At 35.2% G+C, this 17,183-nt stretch carries 20 protein-coding genes; 14 read left to right on the forward strand and 6 right to left on the reverse strand.

What is annotated here, in order from left to right; translation table 11 throughout:
• Positions 1–237: 237 nt before the first annotated feature.
• The 3 genes from CZ487_RS12540 to CZ487_RS12550 all read left to right on the forward strand — a co-directional run bounded on the left by CZ487_RS12540 (position 238) and on the right by CZ487_RS12550 (position 2,204).
• Entirely contained in the window at positions 238–684 is a 447-nt protein-coding gene (locus CZ487_RS12540; RefSeq protein ID WP_077212479.1) for an OsmC family protein, read from the forward strand.
• Positions 685–1,255: 571 nt separating this feature from the next.
• Entirely contained in the window at positions 1,256–1,828 is a 573-nt protein-coding gene (locus CZ487_RS12545; protein ID WP_077212480.1) for a DUF6155 family protein, read from the forward strand.
• A gap of 85 nt (positions 1,829–1,913) precedes the next feature.
• Complete coding sequence (locus CZ487_RS12550) at positions 1,914–2,204, forward strand: RNA polymerase alpha subunit C-terminal domain-containing protein (RefSeq protein WP_077212481.1); 291 nt, start codon at positions 1,914–1,916, stop codon at positions 2,202–2,204.
• 78 nt (positions 2,205–2,282) lie between these two features.
• Here the strand turns inward: CZ487_RS12550 and CZ487_RS12555 are convergent, their stop codons facing one another.
• A complete protein-coding gene (locus tag CZ487_RS12555; protein ID WP_077212482.1) occupies positions 2,283–2,846 on the reverse strand; it encodes a CBO0543 family protein in 564 nt (187 codons plus the stop codon).
• Between the two features lie 271 nt (positions 2,847–3,117).
• Here CZ487_RS12555 and CZ487_RS12560 point away from each other — a divergent pair, with 271 nt between their 5' ends.
• Together CZ487_RS12560 and CZ487_RS12565 are read left to right on the forward strand one after the other, a co-directional pair.
• Positions 3,118–3,585, forward strand: a complete 468-nt coding sequence (locus tag CZ487_RS12560) for a peptide ABC transporter substrate-binding protein (protein WP_077212483.1) — start codon at positions 3,118–3,120, stop codon at positions 3,583–3,585.
• A 137-nt stretch (positions 3,586–3,722) separates the two neighbouring features.
• Positions 3,723–4,070, forward strand: a complete 348-nt coding sequence (locus CZ487_RS12565; RefSeq protein WP_077212484.1) for a hypothetical protein — start codon at positions 3,723–3,725, stop codon at positions 4,068–4,070.
• Between the two features lie 253 nt (positions 4,071–4,323).
• Here CZ487_RS12565 and pdxR read toward each other — a convergent pair whose 3' ends face one another.
• On the reverse strand, positions 4,324–5,802 hold the full coding sequence (gene pdxR / locus CZ487_RS12570) for a MocR-like pyridoxine biosynthesis transcription factor PdxR (protein ID WP_077212485.1): 1,479 nt from the start codon (positions 5,800–5,802) through the stop codon (positions 4,324–4,326).
• 110 nt (positions 5,803–5,912) lie between these two features.
• Between pdxR and CZ487_RS12575 the strand changes: the two genes are divergently transcribed.
• The 5 genes from CZ487_RS12575 to CZ487_RS12595 all read left to right on the forward strand — a co-directional run bounded on the left by CZ487_RS12575 (position 5,913) and on the right by CZ487_RS12595 (position 10,244).
• On the forward strand, positions 5,913–6,692 hold the full coding sequence (locus CZ487_RS12575) for a PhzF family phenazine biosynthesis protein (RefSeq protein ID WP_077212486.1): 780 nt from the start codon (positions 5,913–5,915) through the stop codon (positions 6,690–6,692).
• Positions 6,693–6,842: 150 nt separating this feature from the next.
• Positions 6,843–7,478, forward strand: coding sequence for a LysE family translocator (locus tag CZ487_RS12580; RefSeq protein WP_077212487.1), 636 nt, complete (start codon positions 6,843–6,845; stop codon positions 7,476–7,478).
• A gap of 395 nt (positions 7,479–7,873) precedes the next feature.
• Complete coding sequence (locus tag CZ487_RS12585) at positions 7,874–8,872, forward strand: zinc-dependent alcohol dehydrogenase family protein (RefSeq protein WP_077212488.1); 999 nt, start codon at positions 7,874–7,876, stop codon at positions 8,870–8,872.
• Positions 8,873–9,111: 239 nt separating this feature from the next.
• On the forward strand, positions 9,112–9,669 hold the full coding sequence (locus CZ487_RS12590) for a DUF5412 family protein (RefSeq protein WP_077212489.1): 558 nt from the start codon (positions 9,112–9,114) through the stop codon (positions 9,667–9,669).
• Between the two features lie 119 nt (positions 9,670–9,788).
• On the forward strand, positions 9,789–10,244 hold the full coding sequence (locus CZ487_RS12595; protein ID WP_077212490.1) for an SRPBCC family protein: 456 nt from the start codon (positions 9,789–9,791) through the stop codon (positions 10,242–10,244).
• Positions 10,245–10,543: 299 nt separating this feature from the next.
• Here the strand turns inward: CZ487_RS12595 and CZ487_RS28015 are convergent, their stop codons facing one another.
• Positions 10,544–10,789 carry a hypothetical protein gene (locus tag CZ487_RS28015; protein ID WP_419865749.1) on the reverse strand — a complete coding sequence of 82 codons (246 nt, stop codon included), beginning with the start codon at positions 10,787–10,789 and terminating at the stop codon, positions 10,544–10,546.
• 349 nt (positions 10,790–11,138) lie between these two features.
• On the opposite strand from CZ487_RS28015, the gene CZ487_RS12605 reads away from it, so the two are divergent.
• The gene (locus CZ487_RS12605) at positions 11,139–12,116 is read left to right on the forward strand and encodes a 2-hydroxyacid dehydrogenase (RefSeq protein ID WP_077212492.1); all 978 of its coding nucleotides are present in this window, start codon (positions 11,139–11,141) and stop codon (positions 12,114–12,116) included.
• 143 nt (positions 12,117–12,259) lie between these two features.
• Here CZ487_RS12605 and CZ487_RS12610 read toward each other — a convergent pair whose 3' ends face one another.
• Together CZ487_RS12610 and CZ487_RS12615 are read right to left on the reverse strand one after the other, a co-directional pair.
• Complete coding sequence (locus CZ487_RS12610) at positions 12,260–13,792, reverse strand: glycine betaine uptake BCCT transporter (protein ID WP_077212493.1); 1,533 nt, start codon at positions 13,790–13,792, stop codon at positions 12,260–12,262.
• A 49-nt stretch (positions 13,793–13,841) separates the two neighbouring features.
• The gene (locus CZ487_RS12615; protein WP_077212494.1) at positions 13,842–14,510 is read right to left on the reverse strand and encodes a hypothetical protein; all 669 of its coding nucleotides are present in this window, start codon (positions 14,508–14,510) and stop codon (positions 13,842–13,844) included.
• 551 nt (positions 14,511–15,061) lie between these two features.
• Between CZ487_RS12615 and CZ487_RS28020 the strand changes: the two genes are divergently transcribed.
• The 3 genes from CZ487_RS28020 to CZ487_RS12630 all read left to right on the forward strand — a co-directional run bounded on the left by CZ487_RS28020 (position 15,062) and on the right by CZ487_RS12630 (position 15,982).
• The gene (locus CZ487_RS28020) at positions 15,062–15,292 is read left to right on the forward strand and encodes a hypothetical protein (RefSeq protein WP_419865750.1); all 231 of its coding nucleotides are present in this window, start codon (positions 15,062–15,064) and stop codon (positions 15,290–15,292) included.
• On the forward strand, positions 15,180–15,419 hold the full coding sequence (locus tag CZ487_RS27515) for a hypothetical protein (RefSeq protein ID WP_419865751.1): 240 nt from the start codon (positions 15,180–15,182) through the stop codon (positions 15,417–15,419). The genes CZ487_RS28020 and CZ487_RS27515 overlap by 113 nt, the downstream gene beginning before the upstream one ends.
• Before the next feature lie 218 nt (positions 15,420–15,637).
• Positions 15,638–15,982, forward strand: coding sequence for an MmcQ/YjbR family DNA-binding protein (locus CZ487_RS12630; protein WP_077212495.1), 345 nt, complete (start codon positions 15,638–15,640; stop codon positions 15,980–15,982).
• A 299-nt stretch (positions 15,983–16,281) separates the two neighbouring features.
• On the opposite strand, the gene CZ487_RS12635 is transcribed toward CZ487_RS12630, so the two are convergent.
• Complete coding sequence (locus CZ487_RS12635; protein WP_077212496.1) at positions 16,282–17,124, reverse strand: aldo/keto reductase; 843 nt, start codon at positions 17,122–17,124, stop codon at positions 16,282–16,284.
• Positions 17,125–17,183: the final 59 nt, after the last annotated feature.

Genomic DNA, 17,183 nt, shown 5'->3' on the forward strand with positions numbered 1-17,183 from the left:
AGCATCGTTGGCTATCTCAACTTCAGGGTGCAAGAATTTAGGAAATACATTCAAGGTTGGTTTTTTAAAGTATAGTAGCTTCTAAATATTTTTCCTCTTCTAATTATTATTTCTATATCTTAATCTACTTATTCCTCTATTTACCTTTTGACTATAAGCGAAAGAGAGGGGTATTTGAAGCATAGGATACGACCCTATGCTTCCTGAAGAACGATACAAATGTAAGGAGGAATGGAAATGGCAGAACATCATTTTCATTTAAAGACCCATTGGCCTGGGCTACGGAATGACGTAGGGAAAATTGAAGCAGAACATTTAGTGACAAAAATATCGATACCAAAAGAAATGGACGGTCCCGGTATTGGTACAAATCCTGACGAAATGCTCCTTGGGGCAGCATCGACATGTTACATTATTACATTAGCTGCGATGTTGGAACGTAGTCAGATAGAGAAAGATGGATTAACGATGGAATCAGAAGCAATTGTTGATGTGACAAATGGGATCTTTACATATAAAAAAATAATCCATCGACCAGAAATAGTATTGAAACAAAATGCTACCGACCGAGACAAAAAGATAGCACAAAAGCTTGCAGAAAAAGCGGAAAAATCTTGTATGATTAGCCGTGCAATTCAAGGCAATGTGGATATTCAATTAGAAGTAACGATTAAAACTGCTTAAGTGTACAATCAAATGAAAAGAAATAGGGTTAGTCTCCGACGAATGAAAATGTTAATAGAGCAGGGACTGACCCTAAATCCCATTATTTATAGGCTGGTCGCTTTTCGCCGTTCAGTCTATTTGTATCAATGGAGTTTGTTCTTTTAAGACTGTGAAGAGGTACAATTAAACTAACGATGCTCCTTTAACCTAAAAAGGAATTGTCGATGCGGCAGCTTCTATGTGTTATATGGTAAAAGAGTTTAATAGGATATTTAAATTTTTATTTTGGCAATCATTCCGAATGAGTGTAGGTGGTATATCGACTATTTATTCTTTGATATTGAATAAAAAAAAAATCTAATTCCTGACTAGCCTGTATGGTCTGATCATGATTGAATCCCAATGCCAAACCTAAGGCACTAAGTTTCAAACAGATGACGAGACCTGACCACCAGGATGATAAGGAATTAACGTATTAGTCAGGTGAGGAACTGACCTCGAATCTCTCCTCATTTATGATTGTCTATCTTGTTTTATCAGCTAGTCTATAAATATTGAACTAAATTAAGAAAGAACTGGGGTGTGAAGCATGGTACAGGTTAAGAACTCTGAAGGAGTTATTAAAATAAACGAACTAAAAAAAGAGTTAAGGGAAATGGATCAGAAACAATTGATTCAATTGATCGTAGATTTATATAAGGCGAATAAAGATGTAAAACAGTTTTTATCGACTAAATTTATTGGAGAAGAAGCGGTCGAAGTGCTGTTTGAACAAACGAAACAAAGAATAAAAAATGAATTTTTTCCTGATAGAGGAAATGGAAAACTTCGATTAGCAGAAGCGAAAAAAGCAATTACTGATTTTAAAAAGCTTGCGGATGATCGCATGAGAATCGTGGATTTAATGCTGTTTTATGTAGAAATGGGGACGGACTTCACTGACTCCTATGGGGCTATTGATGAGAAGTTTTATAACAGCATGGTATCCATGTTTGAGAAAGTAGTATCCGAGTGTGAGGACGATGAAACCTTATATAAAGTTTTTAAAGAGCGACTATACAACGTGGTCGAAGGGGGCGGTGGCATCGGTTGGGGATTTGGAGATGAGATAGCAGATTTATATTATCAACTTTATTATAGTTTTGAAGATGAGGAAGAATAGTCAGGATATCGATTCGGTCTGGGTTTGAGCCCTTTCAACAACGCGAAGGGTTCATCGGGGGGTGCCTGACACTAGGAGGGTAATATTGAAAGCAGAAAAAAGTTTAAGAGTTTGTGATAAAGGGCATAGGTATTACAAAAGTAGTGACTGTCTAAGTTGCCCTGCTTGTGATAAAGAGAATAAACCTGAAAGTGGCTTCCTATCTAAACTAAGTTCACCTGCCAGAAAAGCCTTAGTTCACGAAGGGATTGATACTTTGCAAAAACTCTCTAAATACACAGAAAAAGAAATTCTAAAAATCCATAGTATTGGACCAGCTTCCTTACCAATTATGAGAACTTCATTAGAAGAAGAGGGTTTATCATTTAAAGAATAATATTGTGTTTTCTTATAAATTCCAACAAAGATTGTGAAATTGACAAAAACTGTGCTATAAGGAAAGTAAGCAAGAATATTACTTACTTTCTTTAGGTTTTTTTATTTCTTCGAAAGATGTTCGCGTTGTTAACCAGTGAGCGATCAGGTAAATCATTATGTAAATTGGAACTGAGTAAAAATACCTCCATTTTATTGGGTTGTAAATGTCAGTGAAAACGATCAGAGGCTCTCCTATAAGAGCGGTTAAAAACCCAAAAGCAATGGCTTTTTTTATAAGTGAGTAATTTGGTTTAAATTGGATTAGGCTCATTATTACAACAGGCATTAAAGCAAGGTCGTAGGGTAAATATGCAGGTATAAAAGGAATTACTTCATATCGATATGACCACAAGCCAATTTGTACTCCTATTGAATCAAGGATAAGCGAAATAGCAATAACAAAAAATCCAGCAGTTAGTAACCTATATCTACTTTTTTTATTATGATATTTAATCCAAAATAGCCAAGCGAGAATTGAGATTATAACACCAAACCACCAGCGCCAAGAAAATAAAACTTCTTGATGCCATAGGTTTACTATTTGTTCAATTATATCTGTATGTTTTTTTGATAACTTGTCTATTGTTTCAATTGTGTTCATATCAATCACCGGTCTCTAGTTCATTAGTTAATGTAAATAGGATATGTAAAAAATGAAAAAATACACTTTTGGATAGAGTTTATTGCTAACGGGGCGTTTCTTAATCTTCTTCCCCAGTAATTCCATGTAAAAGCTTTTTAAGTTAAAGGATACGTTAATCCAAGAAGGATTAACGCTTTTTTTTTGAACTTGCTTAACTAAAGGCGCAGGTTAACGTAAAATGAAATGGATTTTTATGGTAAGTAGAGAGAAAAGCATAAAGAGGGACCTAATGAAAATGAGGAAAATTACCTTTCTGGTTATTATTTTATTTTTAACTGCCTGTGGTAATGGGGTTAACTCTAAAGACCATTTAGGAGAAGATTATAGGACTGCATTAGATTCAATCATGAATAGAAGCAGGGCATTACACAATGATATGAAGTTTATATCTATTGATATGAGCAATTTTAATGAATTGGATGAAGAAGATAAAGAAGAAATCATGAGTTTTTTCAAAGAAAAATATAAAGTTGATGTTATGGATGATGGTATCGAACAACTAAAGGAAATAGGTTTATATAATCGTAAAACGAATACTCTGGATGGAGTGCTTCTTGAAATTGAAAAAGTTGATTATAAATTTAACGATTCTATTTATTTAGAGGGTTCCAAATTTCATTCAGGATTAGGTGTTACTGTTCACTTTAAGGATGGGGATTGGAAGGTCAAAGAAACTAAATTACTTTGGATTAGTTAATCATATTGTGCAAGCGGGTGCAATAGCAGTACAGAACTGTCGCTTCTTCAACTATTGGAGCAAGATAGTTTAAGAATTAAACAGAAATATAAGTCTATACCGACAAGTGATATTTTAGGGGTGATTAAAAGTTTAATATGAGAAAAGCACTTACCACTTTATATTTATTTTTGTTTATTTTGATTATAGGATGTTCAAATAATAATGAATTTGAAGAACTTAACGCAAAAGAATTTAATACTGTAGTAGTTTCATTAAATGGGTCGCAAATTTATAAATCTAATAACAATGATGTAATAGAGGGTATTGTTAATGAAATAAACATAAACAGAAAAGAGTTTGCAACTGAAATGTCTTTTTCAAATGAACCAGAAGGAAAGATTAAATTCACTGGAGAGAATGAGGTCAAAGTATCTTTCTTTGAAGATACAGGTAGAAGTATTTATGGAAATTACTATATACATACAGAGTTTAAATTTGATTAACTTGTTGTACTAAAGGGTGCAAGAGCTAAAGAAAGGGACCGCTGCGGCGATCCTTTTTTTCTTGTTGTACTAATGAAGCAGGTTAGTGCAAGAATGGGGAGAGTTTAATTATACCTTGATAGTCGGGTGATCGGGGAGCAACTTATAATGTTGATATATAACGGTAAGAATTCTAATTATAAAAAACCCGATTTTACTTCAGGAATGAAGAATAATCGGGCTAAAATTTCACTATTCAGGTGAAAATCTTATATCAAAAATATGGTGTAGCGTCACTCATTTTTTTAGATGAAATTTCGGCATGAAGTATATTACATAAAGTTGTAATTCCTTGGGTTAATAGTTCCTCGTTCATATAAGAGTAACAGATTCGTAAATGATGATTTTCTTGCTCTACAGGGGAACATGCTGAACCTGGTAAGAATGTTAGTTGTTGTTTTTTCGCTTCTACTAGAAGGTGATTACTATCCATCCAAGATGGAAGACTGAGCCATAGATTTAATCCCCCCTCTGGGATCACCCACGATATTCCTTCAGGCGAATGGTGTGAAAGTAACTCAAGAACCAAATCGCGTCGAATCCTTAGAGCAGTTCTCAATTTTTTTAAATGATCCATCATTCTTTTGGAATTGATAAAGCGTATAATTGATTTTTGTGTAAGTAAAGGACTTCCTAAGTCAGTATTTGCTTTAGCAGCCAATAGACGGTTAAATATGGAGCCGGAAGCAACTAATATTCCAATCCTACAACCTGGAGCTAGTGTCTTGCTCAAACCTTTCAAATAAATCACATGACCGTTATGATCCATTTTTTTAATGGAAGCAGGTGGTTTCTTATTAAAGTAAATCTCATTACATGGGTCATCCTCAATAATAAGACACTGAATGCTTTGTGCTATATCGAGAAGCTGTCTACGACGTTTTGAAGTCATAACAGCACCAGTTGGATTATGAAAAGTAGGAATCGTATAAATAATTTTGGGTTTATGTTTGTCACATAAATTTTGGAGTATGTCTATTCGCATTCCATCCTTATCAACAGGTACGGAGAGTATTGTAGCTCCTCTCCCTCGAAAGACATCAATCGCCCCTGGATAAGTAGGAGTTTCCATCACTACCACATCTCCTGGTCCCACAAATGTACGAGCAATAAGATCAATACCTTGTTGTGAACCACTCGTAACTAATATGTTCTCAGGTGTAGTAGGGACTCCAAATCCTTTTAAATACTCATATATTGCCCTTCTAAGTTCTACATCCCCTTGAATTTCTCCATATTGAGATAAGATTCTTGGATTATCAGAAAGCATTTTATGAATCTCTTGCTCTAAAAATCGATTAGGAAGTAATCCGGGATCAATCATCGAGGAAGAAAGGTGAATTTTCTCAGGTACCATATGAAACCGGGCAAACTGAGACCTTGGTAAATAATCTTGAACAGACAGTTGCCAATTGTAAGAAAGTGATTCTTCTTTTCTTTCCTCTTCGGCTTTTATTTTCTCTTTTACAAACGTTCCTTTTCCTTGGATAGAAGTGATAAAACCCTCTTGTTCCAATTGCTGGTATGCCCTTACTGCTGTAACCAAACTTACTCCTAGCTGTTTCGATAGTTCACGTACTGATGGTAATTGTATCCCTTCTTGTAAAAGTCCTGAACGAATCCGATCAACAATTGATTGGTATATTTGCTTGGACAGTGGAACTTCACCATTTCGATGAATTTCGATTTGCATGGTTTAACTCCTTTAAGTGTTATATTACTGCATTGAGTGTTATATAGAGTTAGATATAAAATGCTAATATATCAATAATTACAGTATAACATATGGAGGGAATAAAAATTATGAAGTATTTTGTAGTCGATGCCTTTGCAGAAAGAGTTTTTGAAGGTAATCCAGCAGGGGTATGTATTATGGATGATTGGATTTCCGAAGAAACAATGCAAAAAATAGCTATTGAAAATAATTTATCTGAAACGGCATTTGCTGTAAAAGATGGGGAGGGATATCGTTTAAGGTGGTTTACACCAGGGGGAGAGATCGACCTTTGCGGGCATGCCACTTTAGCAACGGCTTTTGTAATTTCAAACTATTATGAAAACAATGCGGATAGAATCAAGTTTCAGACAATGAGCGGAGAGCTTGTAGTGGAAAGAAAAGATGAATTCTACGAATTGGACTTCCCTAGCAGAAATCCTGAAGAATTTTCACTAACAAAGGAAATGGTTGAGGCACTTGGAGTGAAACCTATTGAAACTTATTTAGGCAGAGATTTAATGTTTATCTTAGAAAATGAAGAAGCTGTTCAGAATGCATCTCCTGATTTTTCGAAAATGAAAAAATTACCTGATGGTTTAGGGGTGTTAATTACAGCCAAAAGTGAAGAGTATGATTTTGTTTCAAGATGTTTTTTCCCAAAGCTGAATGTAAATGAAGATCCTGTGTGTGGTTCTGCACATTGTAGTTTCATCCCTTTTTGGGCAGAACGTCTAGGTAAAGATGAAATGGTTGCAAGACAGCTTTCCAAGCGCGGTGGAAAATTATATTGCAAATTAGTTGGGGACAGAGTAACAATCGGCGGAACAGCAGTGTTATATTCCATTGCAGATTTAAATATCCGGTAATAGCCATGGGAATTTAAAATATATCGAAAAGAAAAGCAGCAAGGTAGAATGGGAGCTTTAAAAGCGGCTTTTTTGTCGCTTTTCCCCACACCATTCCAATGCCGATAAGTATTAAATATATTATAACACTAGGTCAAAGGTGGAGTTCATGTGCCAAATTATTATTTATTTGTTGTTGTATCCATAATTTTGATTGTTACGCCTGGTCCCGACTTTGCTTTAATTACAAAAAATACTATCCTGCATGAAAAAAGAGGAGGACATGCCACTACTTATGGAGTCATCACAGGACATATTTTACATGCAACAGCTTCGGTCCTCGGTATATCAGCCGTTATCGCTAAATCCATCGTGCTTTTTGAGATAGTAAAATATGCGGGAGCTGTTTATCTTCTATATATTGGGATTAAAGCATTACTTTCTAAACAAAAAAATGACTCGGAGAACCAAGATTATACCAATACTGTGGCGCAATATCAGAATTCGAAAAAAAAATCATGCTTTATTCAAGGATTGTTATCTACTACGTTTAATCCTAAAGCTATTATTTTCTATATTACTTTTCTTCCTCAAGTTATTGAACCGCATAATAATGTTTTATTGCAATCCTTTGTTTTTTCTGGAATTTTTATTCTGATTGCATTGTTTTGGCTTCTACTATGTGTCTCTATTCTTAACCACATTCGTTCATGGTTTCGAAAGCCTTCTGTGCAACTTATCTTAGAAAGATTAACGGGAATTACATTGATTTCTTTGGGAATAAAGCTGGCTTTTGAAAAGAGATAATTTAGAACTATCCTAACTACCTATTAAAAGGTGTTTTTTTTCACACCTTTAATATACAGTGCCAAAAACCTTCTGTTAATTGAGGTCTCTATCCGTTTGGATATATGTATCAGCATAAATGAAGATTAACTGTGATCTTAGTACGAATCATAAAAAATGATTAGTGCTTGGTATGGAGAAATATTGTGAAATATTTCACTTAAAGTAACGGGTGCAATAGTGAAAGAACATTAAGATTATCTTGAAATCGAGTCTTCTGTTAAAGGGCGCTTATCTATAATTAGGATCAGCGCTTATTTTCATATAAACCATTCAATTAATAATTAAAGCTGAAGGTCGATAATTTGAAGGTGATATAATTAAATAAATTACTTTGATTAAGGATAAGGAGACTAATGGTTTTGGATGCAAAAAGTATTAAATTCTACGAATTCGGTAGTCCTAAAGATGTGTTAAAAGTTGAATATAAAGCTATTGCACCACCAAAAGAAAATGAAGTTCTTGTACGTATGTTAGCTCGCCCAATAAATCCCTCAGACTTAATACCGATTAGAGGATCTTATGCTCACAGAATTTCTTTACCTAATATTCCGGGTTATGAAGGAGTAGGTATCGTAGAAGAAATAGGTCCTTTGGTTTCTAAAAATCTTATTGGTAAACGTGTATTACCTTTACGCGGGGAGGGTACGTGGCAAGATTACGTTAAAACATCAGAAGAATATGCCGTTTGCATACCTGATACTGTTGATGATTTTACAGCAGCACAGATGTATATAAATCCAATTACAGCATGGGTGGTTTGTACGGAAGTATTAAAATTAAACCCGAATGATGTTTTATTGGTTAACGCTTGCGGTTCTGCTATTGGGCATATTTTTGCTCAATTATCTAAGATTTTAGGTTTCCGATTGATTGCAGTGACAAGAAATAATAAATATACAGAAGATTTAGTTCATCTCGGCTCTTCTTATGTACTAGATACTTCTAAATTTCCACTCCACGAAACAGTTATGGAATTAACAAATGGAAAGGGTGCAGATGCTGCAATTGATTCCGTTGGGGGTTCATCTGGAAATGACTTGGCTTTTTGTGTTCACCCTAATGGAAACTTTTTAACTATTGGTCTTTTATCAGGGGTACAAGTAAACTGGGCCGATATTGTAAATAAAGCCAGAGTGAATGCAAGTATATTTCATTTGCGGAATTGGAATAAAAATGTTTCGGCAGATAAATGGCAAGAAACTTTTAGTGATTTAATAAGGCTAGTAGCTGATAAAAAATTACGTTTGATGATGGTAGATTCTCAGTATGACTTAGCGGATGTAAAAAAGGCTATTGATGTTATTGAATCTTCTAAAATAACTAAAGGGAAAGTTTTTCTAACAAGCTATTGAGTTCTTCTTCAAGTAATTCAGCAATCGGGTGCATTTCAAAAATAAGAAATGTGCTTTTTCTTCATGCAAAGGCCCACTTAATGGAATAAGCTTTCCAGGCAATACTTGATATTTATATTAATTTCGTATGAGATTGTGAAGTAATGCACTTAAAATATAGGAGCAGTAGAGTTGAATGAGATTATTGCAATATTTATCAGTTTTTGAGATGTTGTTATTGAACATCGAATGGGGGGATTATGATTTTAATTTTATTTGGACTGTTAATATCTTTTATTACCGTTATATTATGTTTGATTTTATGTGTAAGAATAATAATTTCTTTAATTAAAAAGAAACCTTTTCCTAAAAAATTACTGATTGCAACGTTGTCTGGGGTTATTCTGGTATCTTCAATCTATTTATATGAAACGTACTTTTTTACATTTAGTGATATTGATAGAGAATCTACTCAAAAAGGACCTGGACCTATAACATCACCTGCTGGAGAATATACGGCTAATGCATATTATGAACTATATGGCGGTGCAGCAGGTGGTGTTAATGTGAGGGTTGAAATTACAAACAACAATGAGAAAAATAAAGTGCAAACTGTTTATCATAGTGATGCAAAAAGTAATATCTCAATGGAATGGCTGGATGAGGAAACACTGTACATTCTAAATAATTCCGCAGATTATCCAAATTCAAATAGAAGCATCGAATTAGAAATCGGTAAAGAAATTTATCACGAAAATGGTTTGGCTTGTAAAAGTTTGTTAATGAAAGACGAATATGAGACATGCTACCAAAACTAATAAATTTTATTGCACTATAGGGGTTCGAGTGTTCAATAAGAGCATTCGCTTCTTGTGCTAATGAAGCAGAAGAGCAGAATGAGGTACATGAAAAAACGTTCTTGCAAAGGAGAATACAAATGCCTATTATCAAGCACAAGCAATTTATACAAGCATCTGTGATCGTATGCTTTGACCTTGCGAGAAACGTAGATATACATACTAAAACTACTGCTAAAACTAAGGAAAAAGCTGTGGGTGGGGTTACACAGGGGTTATTAGAAAAGGGCGATACTATTACTTGGGAAGCTACTCACTTTGGTATTAAACAAAGACTTACAGCAAAAGTAACACATATGGTAAAGCCTACGGTGTTTGTTGATATTATGGTAAAAGGAGCCTTTAGTTCTTTCACTCACACACATCAATTTGTAGAAGAACAAGGTGGAACTCTAATGATTGATACATTTGAGTATAAGGCACCGTTTGGTCCAGTTGGTATGATTGCTGACAAATTGTTTTTGGAAAAGTATATGACAGATTTTATAATTTCTCGTGCAAGAGAACTAAAAAAAATTGCAGAAAATGCAAAATAGATTCTTTGACTATTGGGTTGCAATAGTGAAAAAACATTACTTTTAAAATTATCTTGAAAGTGAGTCTTCTATTAAAGGGCGCTCTACTGCAACAAGGAAAGCGCCATTTTTTGCATACTAGGGCCATATTGTTGAGTAACTGATATGTCGTAGTAGACTTTAAATTACGCAATAAAATACTACTGCTTAAGACGAGTTTTTGAAGGTTTTCACTCAAACAAACAGCGAAGAATAGTTAAAAGTTATTTAAACCCATCCTACTTATAAAAGAATGGTTTTAAATAATGTTTAATAATTTCCTAATAATCAATCCTACTATTATTCCAGGAATAACAAACAAGATTGGGAGCCAAACTGGCCCAATTAACACCCCAAAAAGCGTTAATTTTTGGGATAAGATCAATCCTGTGGTAACAAAGTGTTGATTTGAGAACTTCGGAATCCAAAGTTGACGATTCTGAAAGGTTTTCTTCAGATAAAATGTGAGCCATAAACACCACGACTTTACTAGCTATTTGAGATCCTCTCGCCATATAATTCCGCACCTCTTGTACACCAGCAGTTTGTCCAAAACCTAGCAACAACGCTTTACCAATAGCATTTCCTGGAACATGAAACAGTGCTTTTTTTATTATAGGATCATTTAATGGAGTAAGAATTCCTTTTCAGTTTTTCTATTGTAGGAGCCAGTTTAGTTTGAGGTCATATATCCTAAATGTCAGATGTACAAATAAAAAATGCGTACCGTTTAAAATTACATGGTAAATTATTAATAGGAGTATTCCTGTTAGAAGGATTTTTTTAGACTTGAATAAAAAGAGCCATCGTGCATCGTGGCCTAATGCTCCCTGTGTAACAAGGAAGAATCCATAATCGAAGAGAGAGGAAACAACTATGAAACCAAAGGTAATTGTTTATAAAAAAGTGGACAAAAAGGTTTTGGATTATATTCAAAATACTTGTGAAGTTGTTTATTTTGAGAAACTAGATTCGCAGACTTATCCTATATTTCTTAAAGAACTGAAGGATGCTCAAGGTATATTGGGATCAGGCTTAAAAGTAGACAAAGAATTGCTAAATCAAGCCCCTCACTTAAAAATAGTGTGTAACACGTCTGTTGGTTACGACAATCTTAACATATCAGAATTGACTAAACAGGGAATCATGGCGACAAATACCCCAGATGTATTGAACGAGACAGTAGCCGATTCCATTTTTGGATTACTTCTGTCAACAGCCAGAAGGATGCCAGAATTAGATTGTTGGGTTAAGACAGGACAGTGGGAATCCAATCTCGAAGAAAAGTGGTTTGGGGTGGATGTCCATCATAAAAAATTAGGGATTATCGGTATGGGAGGAATCGGGACTGCTATTGCAAAAAGAGCTCATTTAGGCTTTGACATGGAGATTGTGTACCATAACCGGTCCCGGAACGAAGACGCAGAACAAAAGTATGGAGCTACGTACTGTTCCATGGAAGATTTGCTAAAACAGTCCGATTTTGTATGCCTAATGACACCACTGACACCAAAGACTGAAAAAATAATGGGAAAAAGAGAATTCGAACTTATGAAAGATACAGCGATTTTTATTAATGGTTCAAGGGGGAAAACCGTGGATGAGGACGCTTTAATTCACGCACTTCAAATGGGTGAAATTCTTGCGGCAGGACTTGATGTCTTTGTTCAAGAACCAATTAAGTTGGATAATCCATTGCTTTCTATGAAGAATGTTGTTACTTTGCCGCATATCGGCTCCGCTACCTATGAAACTCGTTTGAAAATGGCGACTCTAGCAGCAACTAATCTTGTTGCCGGATTACAGGGAGAAATTCCGGCTACCTTAATAAATAGGGAGGTAAAATCAAAGTAGATATTAACCAAGGTATTATTTAATAATAGAAGCATTCCTGTAATGAAAATATTTGAGGTTTGAACAAAAAAAAGCCCCCTAGAGCCTGCACCTTATGCTGGGCACACAGGAAAAACCGTCTGATGGAATCTCCACCAGACGGTTTAACGGTTTACTGTCCTTGCGTTTTCCCGTTCTATTCGTTTTCTTGTGTTTACCTCTTTCTTAAAGGATTTAATCAACGAGAACATCATAAAGATTAGGATGAACGCAAAAGGGAAGGCGGCGATAATTGATGCTGTTTGCAGGGCGGTCAATCCACCGGACCAAAGCAAAATCAATGCCGCTGCAGATACAATAATTCCCCATACAATTTTCGTGATGTTTGGAGGATTTAAACTTCCGTTTGTCGTTTGCATACCTAGAACAAAGGTGGCCGAGTCTGCCGAAGTAATAAAAAAGGTACTTATAAGTATAATCGCTAATATAGACGTAAAAGTGCTCAATGGAAATTGCGCCAATACAGCAAATAACGATACTTCGATACCTAGGGTGTTGATCAAGTGCCCGAGGTTTACATCCATGACCCGTTCTAAGTAGATGCCCGAGCCGCCAAAAATGGAAAACCATAATGCACAGAAAATGGTTGGAACAACTAAAACACCAATCATAAACTCACGTATTGTACGCCCCCTTGAAACACGGGCAATAAAAGTCCCTACAAATGGAGCCCAGGCAATCCACCAAGCCCAGTAAAAAAGTGTCCAGCCTTGCATCCATGTGCTGTGCTGCTGGTCAAATGGCGAGATGTTCAAACTCATCTCTGGAAGTCTTTGGATATAGCTTCCGAGGGTAGTTGTGAAATAATTAAGCAAGAAACCTGTGTTGCCAGCAAATAATAAAAATAGCATCAAAATCATTGCAACGATTACATTCGAATTACTTAGCCATTTTATTCCACGACCTAACCCGGATATAGATGACAGGATAAATAATACCGTAACAATAGCAATAATAATAAATTGAATATTAATGCTTATTGGAATGTCAGGAAATATAAAATGTAAACCGCCATTAATTTGGGCTGCACCAAGCCCTAATGACGTAGCGACACCAAATATCGTTGCAAAAACGGCAATAACGTCAATGAGCTTGCCTATCCACCCTTTGACCCTATCTCCTAATAGTGGATAAAATGTGGCACTAATTAATCCAGGTGCCCCTTTTCTAAATTTAAAATAAGCTAGGGCGAGGGCAATCACGGCATATATTCCCCAAGGATGAAGTCCCCAATGGAAGAAGGAATACCGCATGGCATTGTTTGCTGCCTGCGCTGTACCGGGATCTCCATAAGGCGGATTCATATAATCCTGTAGCGGTTCGGCTACACCATAGAAAACAATGCCAATACCCATGCCAGCGCTGAATAACATGGCAAACCAACTGATGAGACCATATTCGGGCTTTTCATCGTCCTTACCAAGTTTAATTTTGCCATATTTAGAGAAGATTAAGTAGATCGCGAAAATCAAGATGACACTTGCTACTATAAGATAAAACCAGCCAAAATTCCTTTGCAGAAATTTTTGGATATTGCCTGTTACACTTGCAAGGTTATCGGGAGCGAAGGCACCCCAAAGAATAAATAAAACGGCAATAATAACAGAAATCGTAAAAACAATCGTTACTTTTTTCATCAAATCCACCTTTCAAGCTCTTGCTGTTCATGACATGCCTCCTCCATGATCAGTCCACTAGAAGACTATATTGAAACTCCCAGATGTCACTATCGTTTAATTCATTCAAGGAGACTTCTAAATTGTTTCCCAAAAAGATCGTTTCGCCGTTAATGGCAACTACCATCGCCTCAATGGAATGATTGCCATCTCGCTTTTTATACACATCACCAATATTCGGCATTTCACCTTGGATACCATTTGCAGAACGATCAGAACCGTTGTCTGTTAAATCACCCTCTGCCATAGTTTTATCAAAATAATCAATAGGGTTACTGTCAGGATCACGGCCCGGGACCATCAATAAATATTCGATATGTTTGACCCCATTAGACTTAGTTGTGATCACACCTTTGGATTCAACAGACGATACAATTTCAATTTCGTTTAATGTATAGTGATCCATGTAATCGGGACTTGGATTCGTAATTAAAATATGGTCGCCTTCTTCAGCTTTCTTATCCTTGTGAAGTGTATAAGCCTTATGGTTGAAAATAAAGCTGTCTAGATGATTGGGTTTATATCTCTCAACTTTTGAGGCATTGGTTAAATGCTGTGATAAATCTTTCAACTTAATAAGATGGACGGACTGTTTGTATATAGGCTTCACAGAATACACCTTGTGCAACTCATTGTTAAAATAGACAAATTGTCCTTTTCTTACTTGATACAGTTTCATGTATAACTCTCCTTTCAAATGGATCAACTTTTATAAAGCTAAGTAAATTCATTAAATAATACCTGACCAAGGTTTAACTTTCCCCTAGAGTGATGTGAATATTAGCAGCTATAAAAAGTTTTCAGTATAGGATTTAAAACGTTTAAAATCGCCACTGTTCACCTATTCCTGATAGGGAACGTCAAAACGGTAAATGCAATGAATTTTAGTCCAACATTATCTCTCTTTACAGAAGAAGACAGAAAGAAAATCTATGATAAATTAAAACCAGATATGTATTAGAGAAGTGTATAAGTAAATTAGAACCCCACTCTTTCATGTGTGGGAGTATCAGGCCCATCCTTCTAAATATAATAATTTCAAATAATACTCATTAAAAAAGACATAAAAACCTCCCCTTTGTTAAATAGCATTCCAATTGTTGATCTCTATGTGGAGCTTAGGATCATAATAATCTAGTATATTGAAAACCCCATTATGGCAGGAAGCGGTCGCGCAGCAGAATTTGGAATTTTGTTCATAAAATCATAGAAATAGCACATAATGTTTACATTAAAAATTTATTATCATATATAGAGCCACATGTTTGGCGACTTTATTTCCATGATCAAATTATCCTTTCAAGAGATTCAATTGAAGATCATGAAGCTATTTTACAAGCATTTGAGAATGGAGACAAAGAGACTGCATTTACCGCAAACCTTAATTGCAGGAACTATCAACTTTGCATTAGGTGTATTTGCAATTATAGGATGGTTCTTCTTCGCTTGGGGTGTAAATGAATTTCTATTTTTTGGAGGATTAGTTTTAGGTATCGGTTTATTAGTTGTAGGTGAAGCCGTTTTGATTACAACCTTAATTTTGAAACGAAAGAAATGGATACAAATTTACAATGATACCTTGAATTAAAAGAACAGTGATACTTTACGAACGGGTGCTTGAGTGAAAGCAGGAGTTCCGGCAATGTAATGGGGAGGATTTGTAAAGATCATCGTCACCAATAGGCAAAATTGTTAATATAGATTTAGAATCTTTTTATGTGTAGAATAAACATTTTGTACCACCTAAAGTTGCAACTGGTTAATTTGATATGGTTTGCATACATCCGGTGTTGTAGGAGTGAAAATATGAAAACCAGAGAGGAAGCAATTAATTATTGTCTGAAATTGGAAAACACTTATGAAGACTATCCGTTTAGTGATAAGAATTGGACATTAATGCGACATAAAGAAAACAAGAAGGTCTTTGCCTGGATTTTCAAAAGAGATGATTATATTTGGATGAACCTTAAGTGTGAAAGCGACTGGTTGGATTTCTATCGTCAGAATTACCCTTCAATAGTTCCTGCCTTTCATCTTAATAAGGATCATTGGAATTCCCTTATTCTTGACTGTACTATTCCAGAGGAAATTATATACGACTTGATTAGACGAAGCTATAACTTAACCAAGCCAAAAACTAAAGTGAGTTAATCATCAACTTATATTGTTAAACGAAACAAGAAAAACCAACTATTTTAATTAAAGAAAGATTGTGAAAAAATTCATTTAAACTATAGGGGGTATTGGTCCAAGAAGGATTGAGGCCCTTTGAATTTCCTTATTTAAGGATAGTGGCAGGGTTTGTTTAATAAGGACTGTGTTTTTTAGTAAGTATAGCAATTCTTTTATGAGGTAAAAGAAATGGTAGAAGGAGATAGACAGACTCCTACTGGTAAAAATTAAGATGCTCTCACAAAGGAGGGCATCTTAATTTTATCTTAAACTTGGGATTAAAAATCAAAGTTGTCAGGGTCTGGTCCTACCCGATGATTTTGATTCAGACTATTAATACGCTCCATATCTGCTTCAGATAGGTTGAAGTCAAAAACACTTGAGTTTTCCATAATTCGATGTTCTTTAGTTGATTTTGGAATCGTGATAACTCCATTTTGTAAATCCCAACGTAATATTATTTGCGGTACTGTTTTGTTGTGTTTTTTAGCCATTTCTATTAAGATGGATTGATTTAATAGCTGCCCTTGCATTAAAGGTGACCAGGCTTCTAGTTGAATTCCATTATTTTTACAAAAAGTATGAACTTCTTTTTGTGTTAATCTTGGGTGGTATTCCACTTGATTGACCATTGGTTTTACTTTTGCATCTTTCATTAATTCCTCAAGATGATGGACTTGGAAATTACTAACCCCAATAGCTTTTATTTTGCCTTCTTTATAAAGGCTTTCTAGTGCTCTCCATGCCTCTTTGTATTTATTTTCCACAGGCCAATGAATAAGGTATAAATCTAAATAATCGAGGCCAAGTTTATTTAAGCTTGTTTCATAAGCTGCAATCGTAGATTCATAACCTAAATCGGAATTCCACACCTTAGAAGTGATAAAGAGTTCTTCTCTTGAGATACCGGCCTCTTTTACTCCTTCCTGAATCGCTTGTCCAACACTAGCTTCATTTCCATAAATGGCGGCTGTATCAATGCTGCGATAGCCATGTTTAATGGCATATTTGAGTGTCTTTACCAGTTCGGGACCTTCTTCTACCTTAAAAACTCCAATACCCATCCAAGGCATTTTGACACCATTATGCAATGTTGTTGTACTTTGTAAACTTTTATTCATCTATATTTCCTCCAATTTTAATTTTAAGAGTGAGAAATTAATATAAAAAAATTCTTCCA

It is taken from the genome of Robertmurraya dakarensis, from assembly GCF_900156875.1.
GTDB lineage: Bacteria > Bacillota > Bacilli > Bacillales > Cytobacillaceae > Robertmurraya > Robertmurraya dakarensis.

Coding starts and splice junctions, on each gene's coding strand:
- CZ487_RS12610 (WP_077212493.1), bottom strand. CDS start 13,792: ATGAAAAAAGTAACGATTGTTTTTACGATTTCTGTTATTATTGCCGTT.
- CZ487_RS12615 (WP_077212494.1), bottom strand. CDS start 14,510: ATGAAACTGTATCAAGTAAGAAAAGGACAATTTGTCTATTTTAACAAT.
- CZ487_RS12540 (WP_077212479.1), top strand. CDS start 238: ATGGCAGAACATCATTTTCATTTAAAGACCCATTGGCCTGGGCTACGG.
- CZ487_RS27515 (WP_419865751.1), top strand. CDS start 15,180: ATGGAGACAAAGAGACTGCATTTACCGCAAACCTTAATTGCAGGAACT.
- CZ487_RS12630 (WP_077212495.1), top strand. CDS start 15,638: ATGAAAACCAGAGAGGAAGCAATTAATTATTGTCTGAAATTGGAAAAC.
- CZ487_RS12585 (WP_077212488.1), top strand. CDS start 7,874: ATGGTTTTGGATGCAAAAAGTATTAAATTCTACGAATTCGGTAGTCCT.
- CZ487_RS12635 (WP_077212496.1), bottom strand. CDS start 17,124: ATGAATAAAAGTTTACAAAGTACAACAACATTGCATAATGGTGTCAAA.
- CZ487_RS12545 (WP_077212480.1), top strand. CDS start 1,256: ATGGTACAGGTTAAGAACTCTGAAGGAGTTATTAAAATAAACGAACTA.
- CZ487_RS12605 (WP_077212492.1), top strand. CDS start 11,139: ATGAAACCAAAGGTAATTGTTTATAAAAAAGTGGACAAAAAGGTTTTG.
- CZ487_RS12575 (WP_077212486.1), top strand. CDS start 5,913: ATGAAGTATTTTGTAGTCGATGCCTTTGCAGAAAGAGTTTTTGAAGGT.
- CZ487_RS12595 (WP_077212490.1), top strand. CDS start 9,789: ATGCCTATTATCAAGCACAAGCAATTTATACAAGCATCTGTGATCGTA.
- pdxR (WP_077212485.1), bottom strand. CDS start 5,802: ATGCAAATCGAAATTCATCGAAATGGTGAAGTTCCACTGTCCAAGCAA.
- CZ487_RS12565 (WP_077212484.1), top strand. CDS start 3,723: ATGAGAAAAGCACTTACCACTTTATATTTATTTTTGTTTATTTTGATT.
- CZ487_RS12560 (WP_077212483.1), top strand. CDS start 3,118: ATGAAAATGAGGAAAATTACCTTTCTGGTTATTATTTTATTTTTAACT.
- CZ487_RS12590 (WP_077212489.1), top strand. CDS start 9,112: ATGATTTTAATTTTATTTGGACTGTTAATATCTTTTATTACCGTTATA.
- CZ487_RS12555 (WP_077212482.1), bottom strand. CDS start 2,846: ATGAACACAATTGAAACAATAGACAAGTTATCAAAAAAACATACAGAT.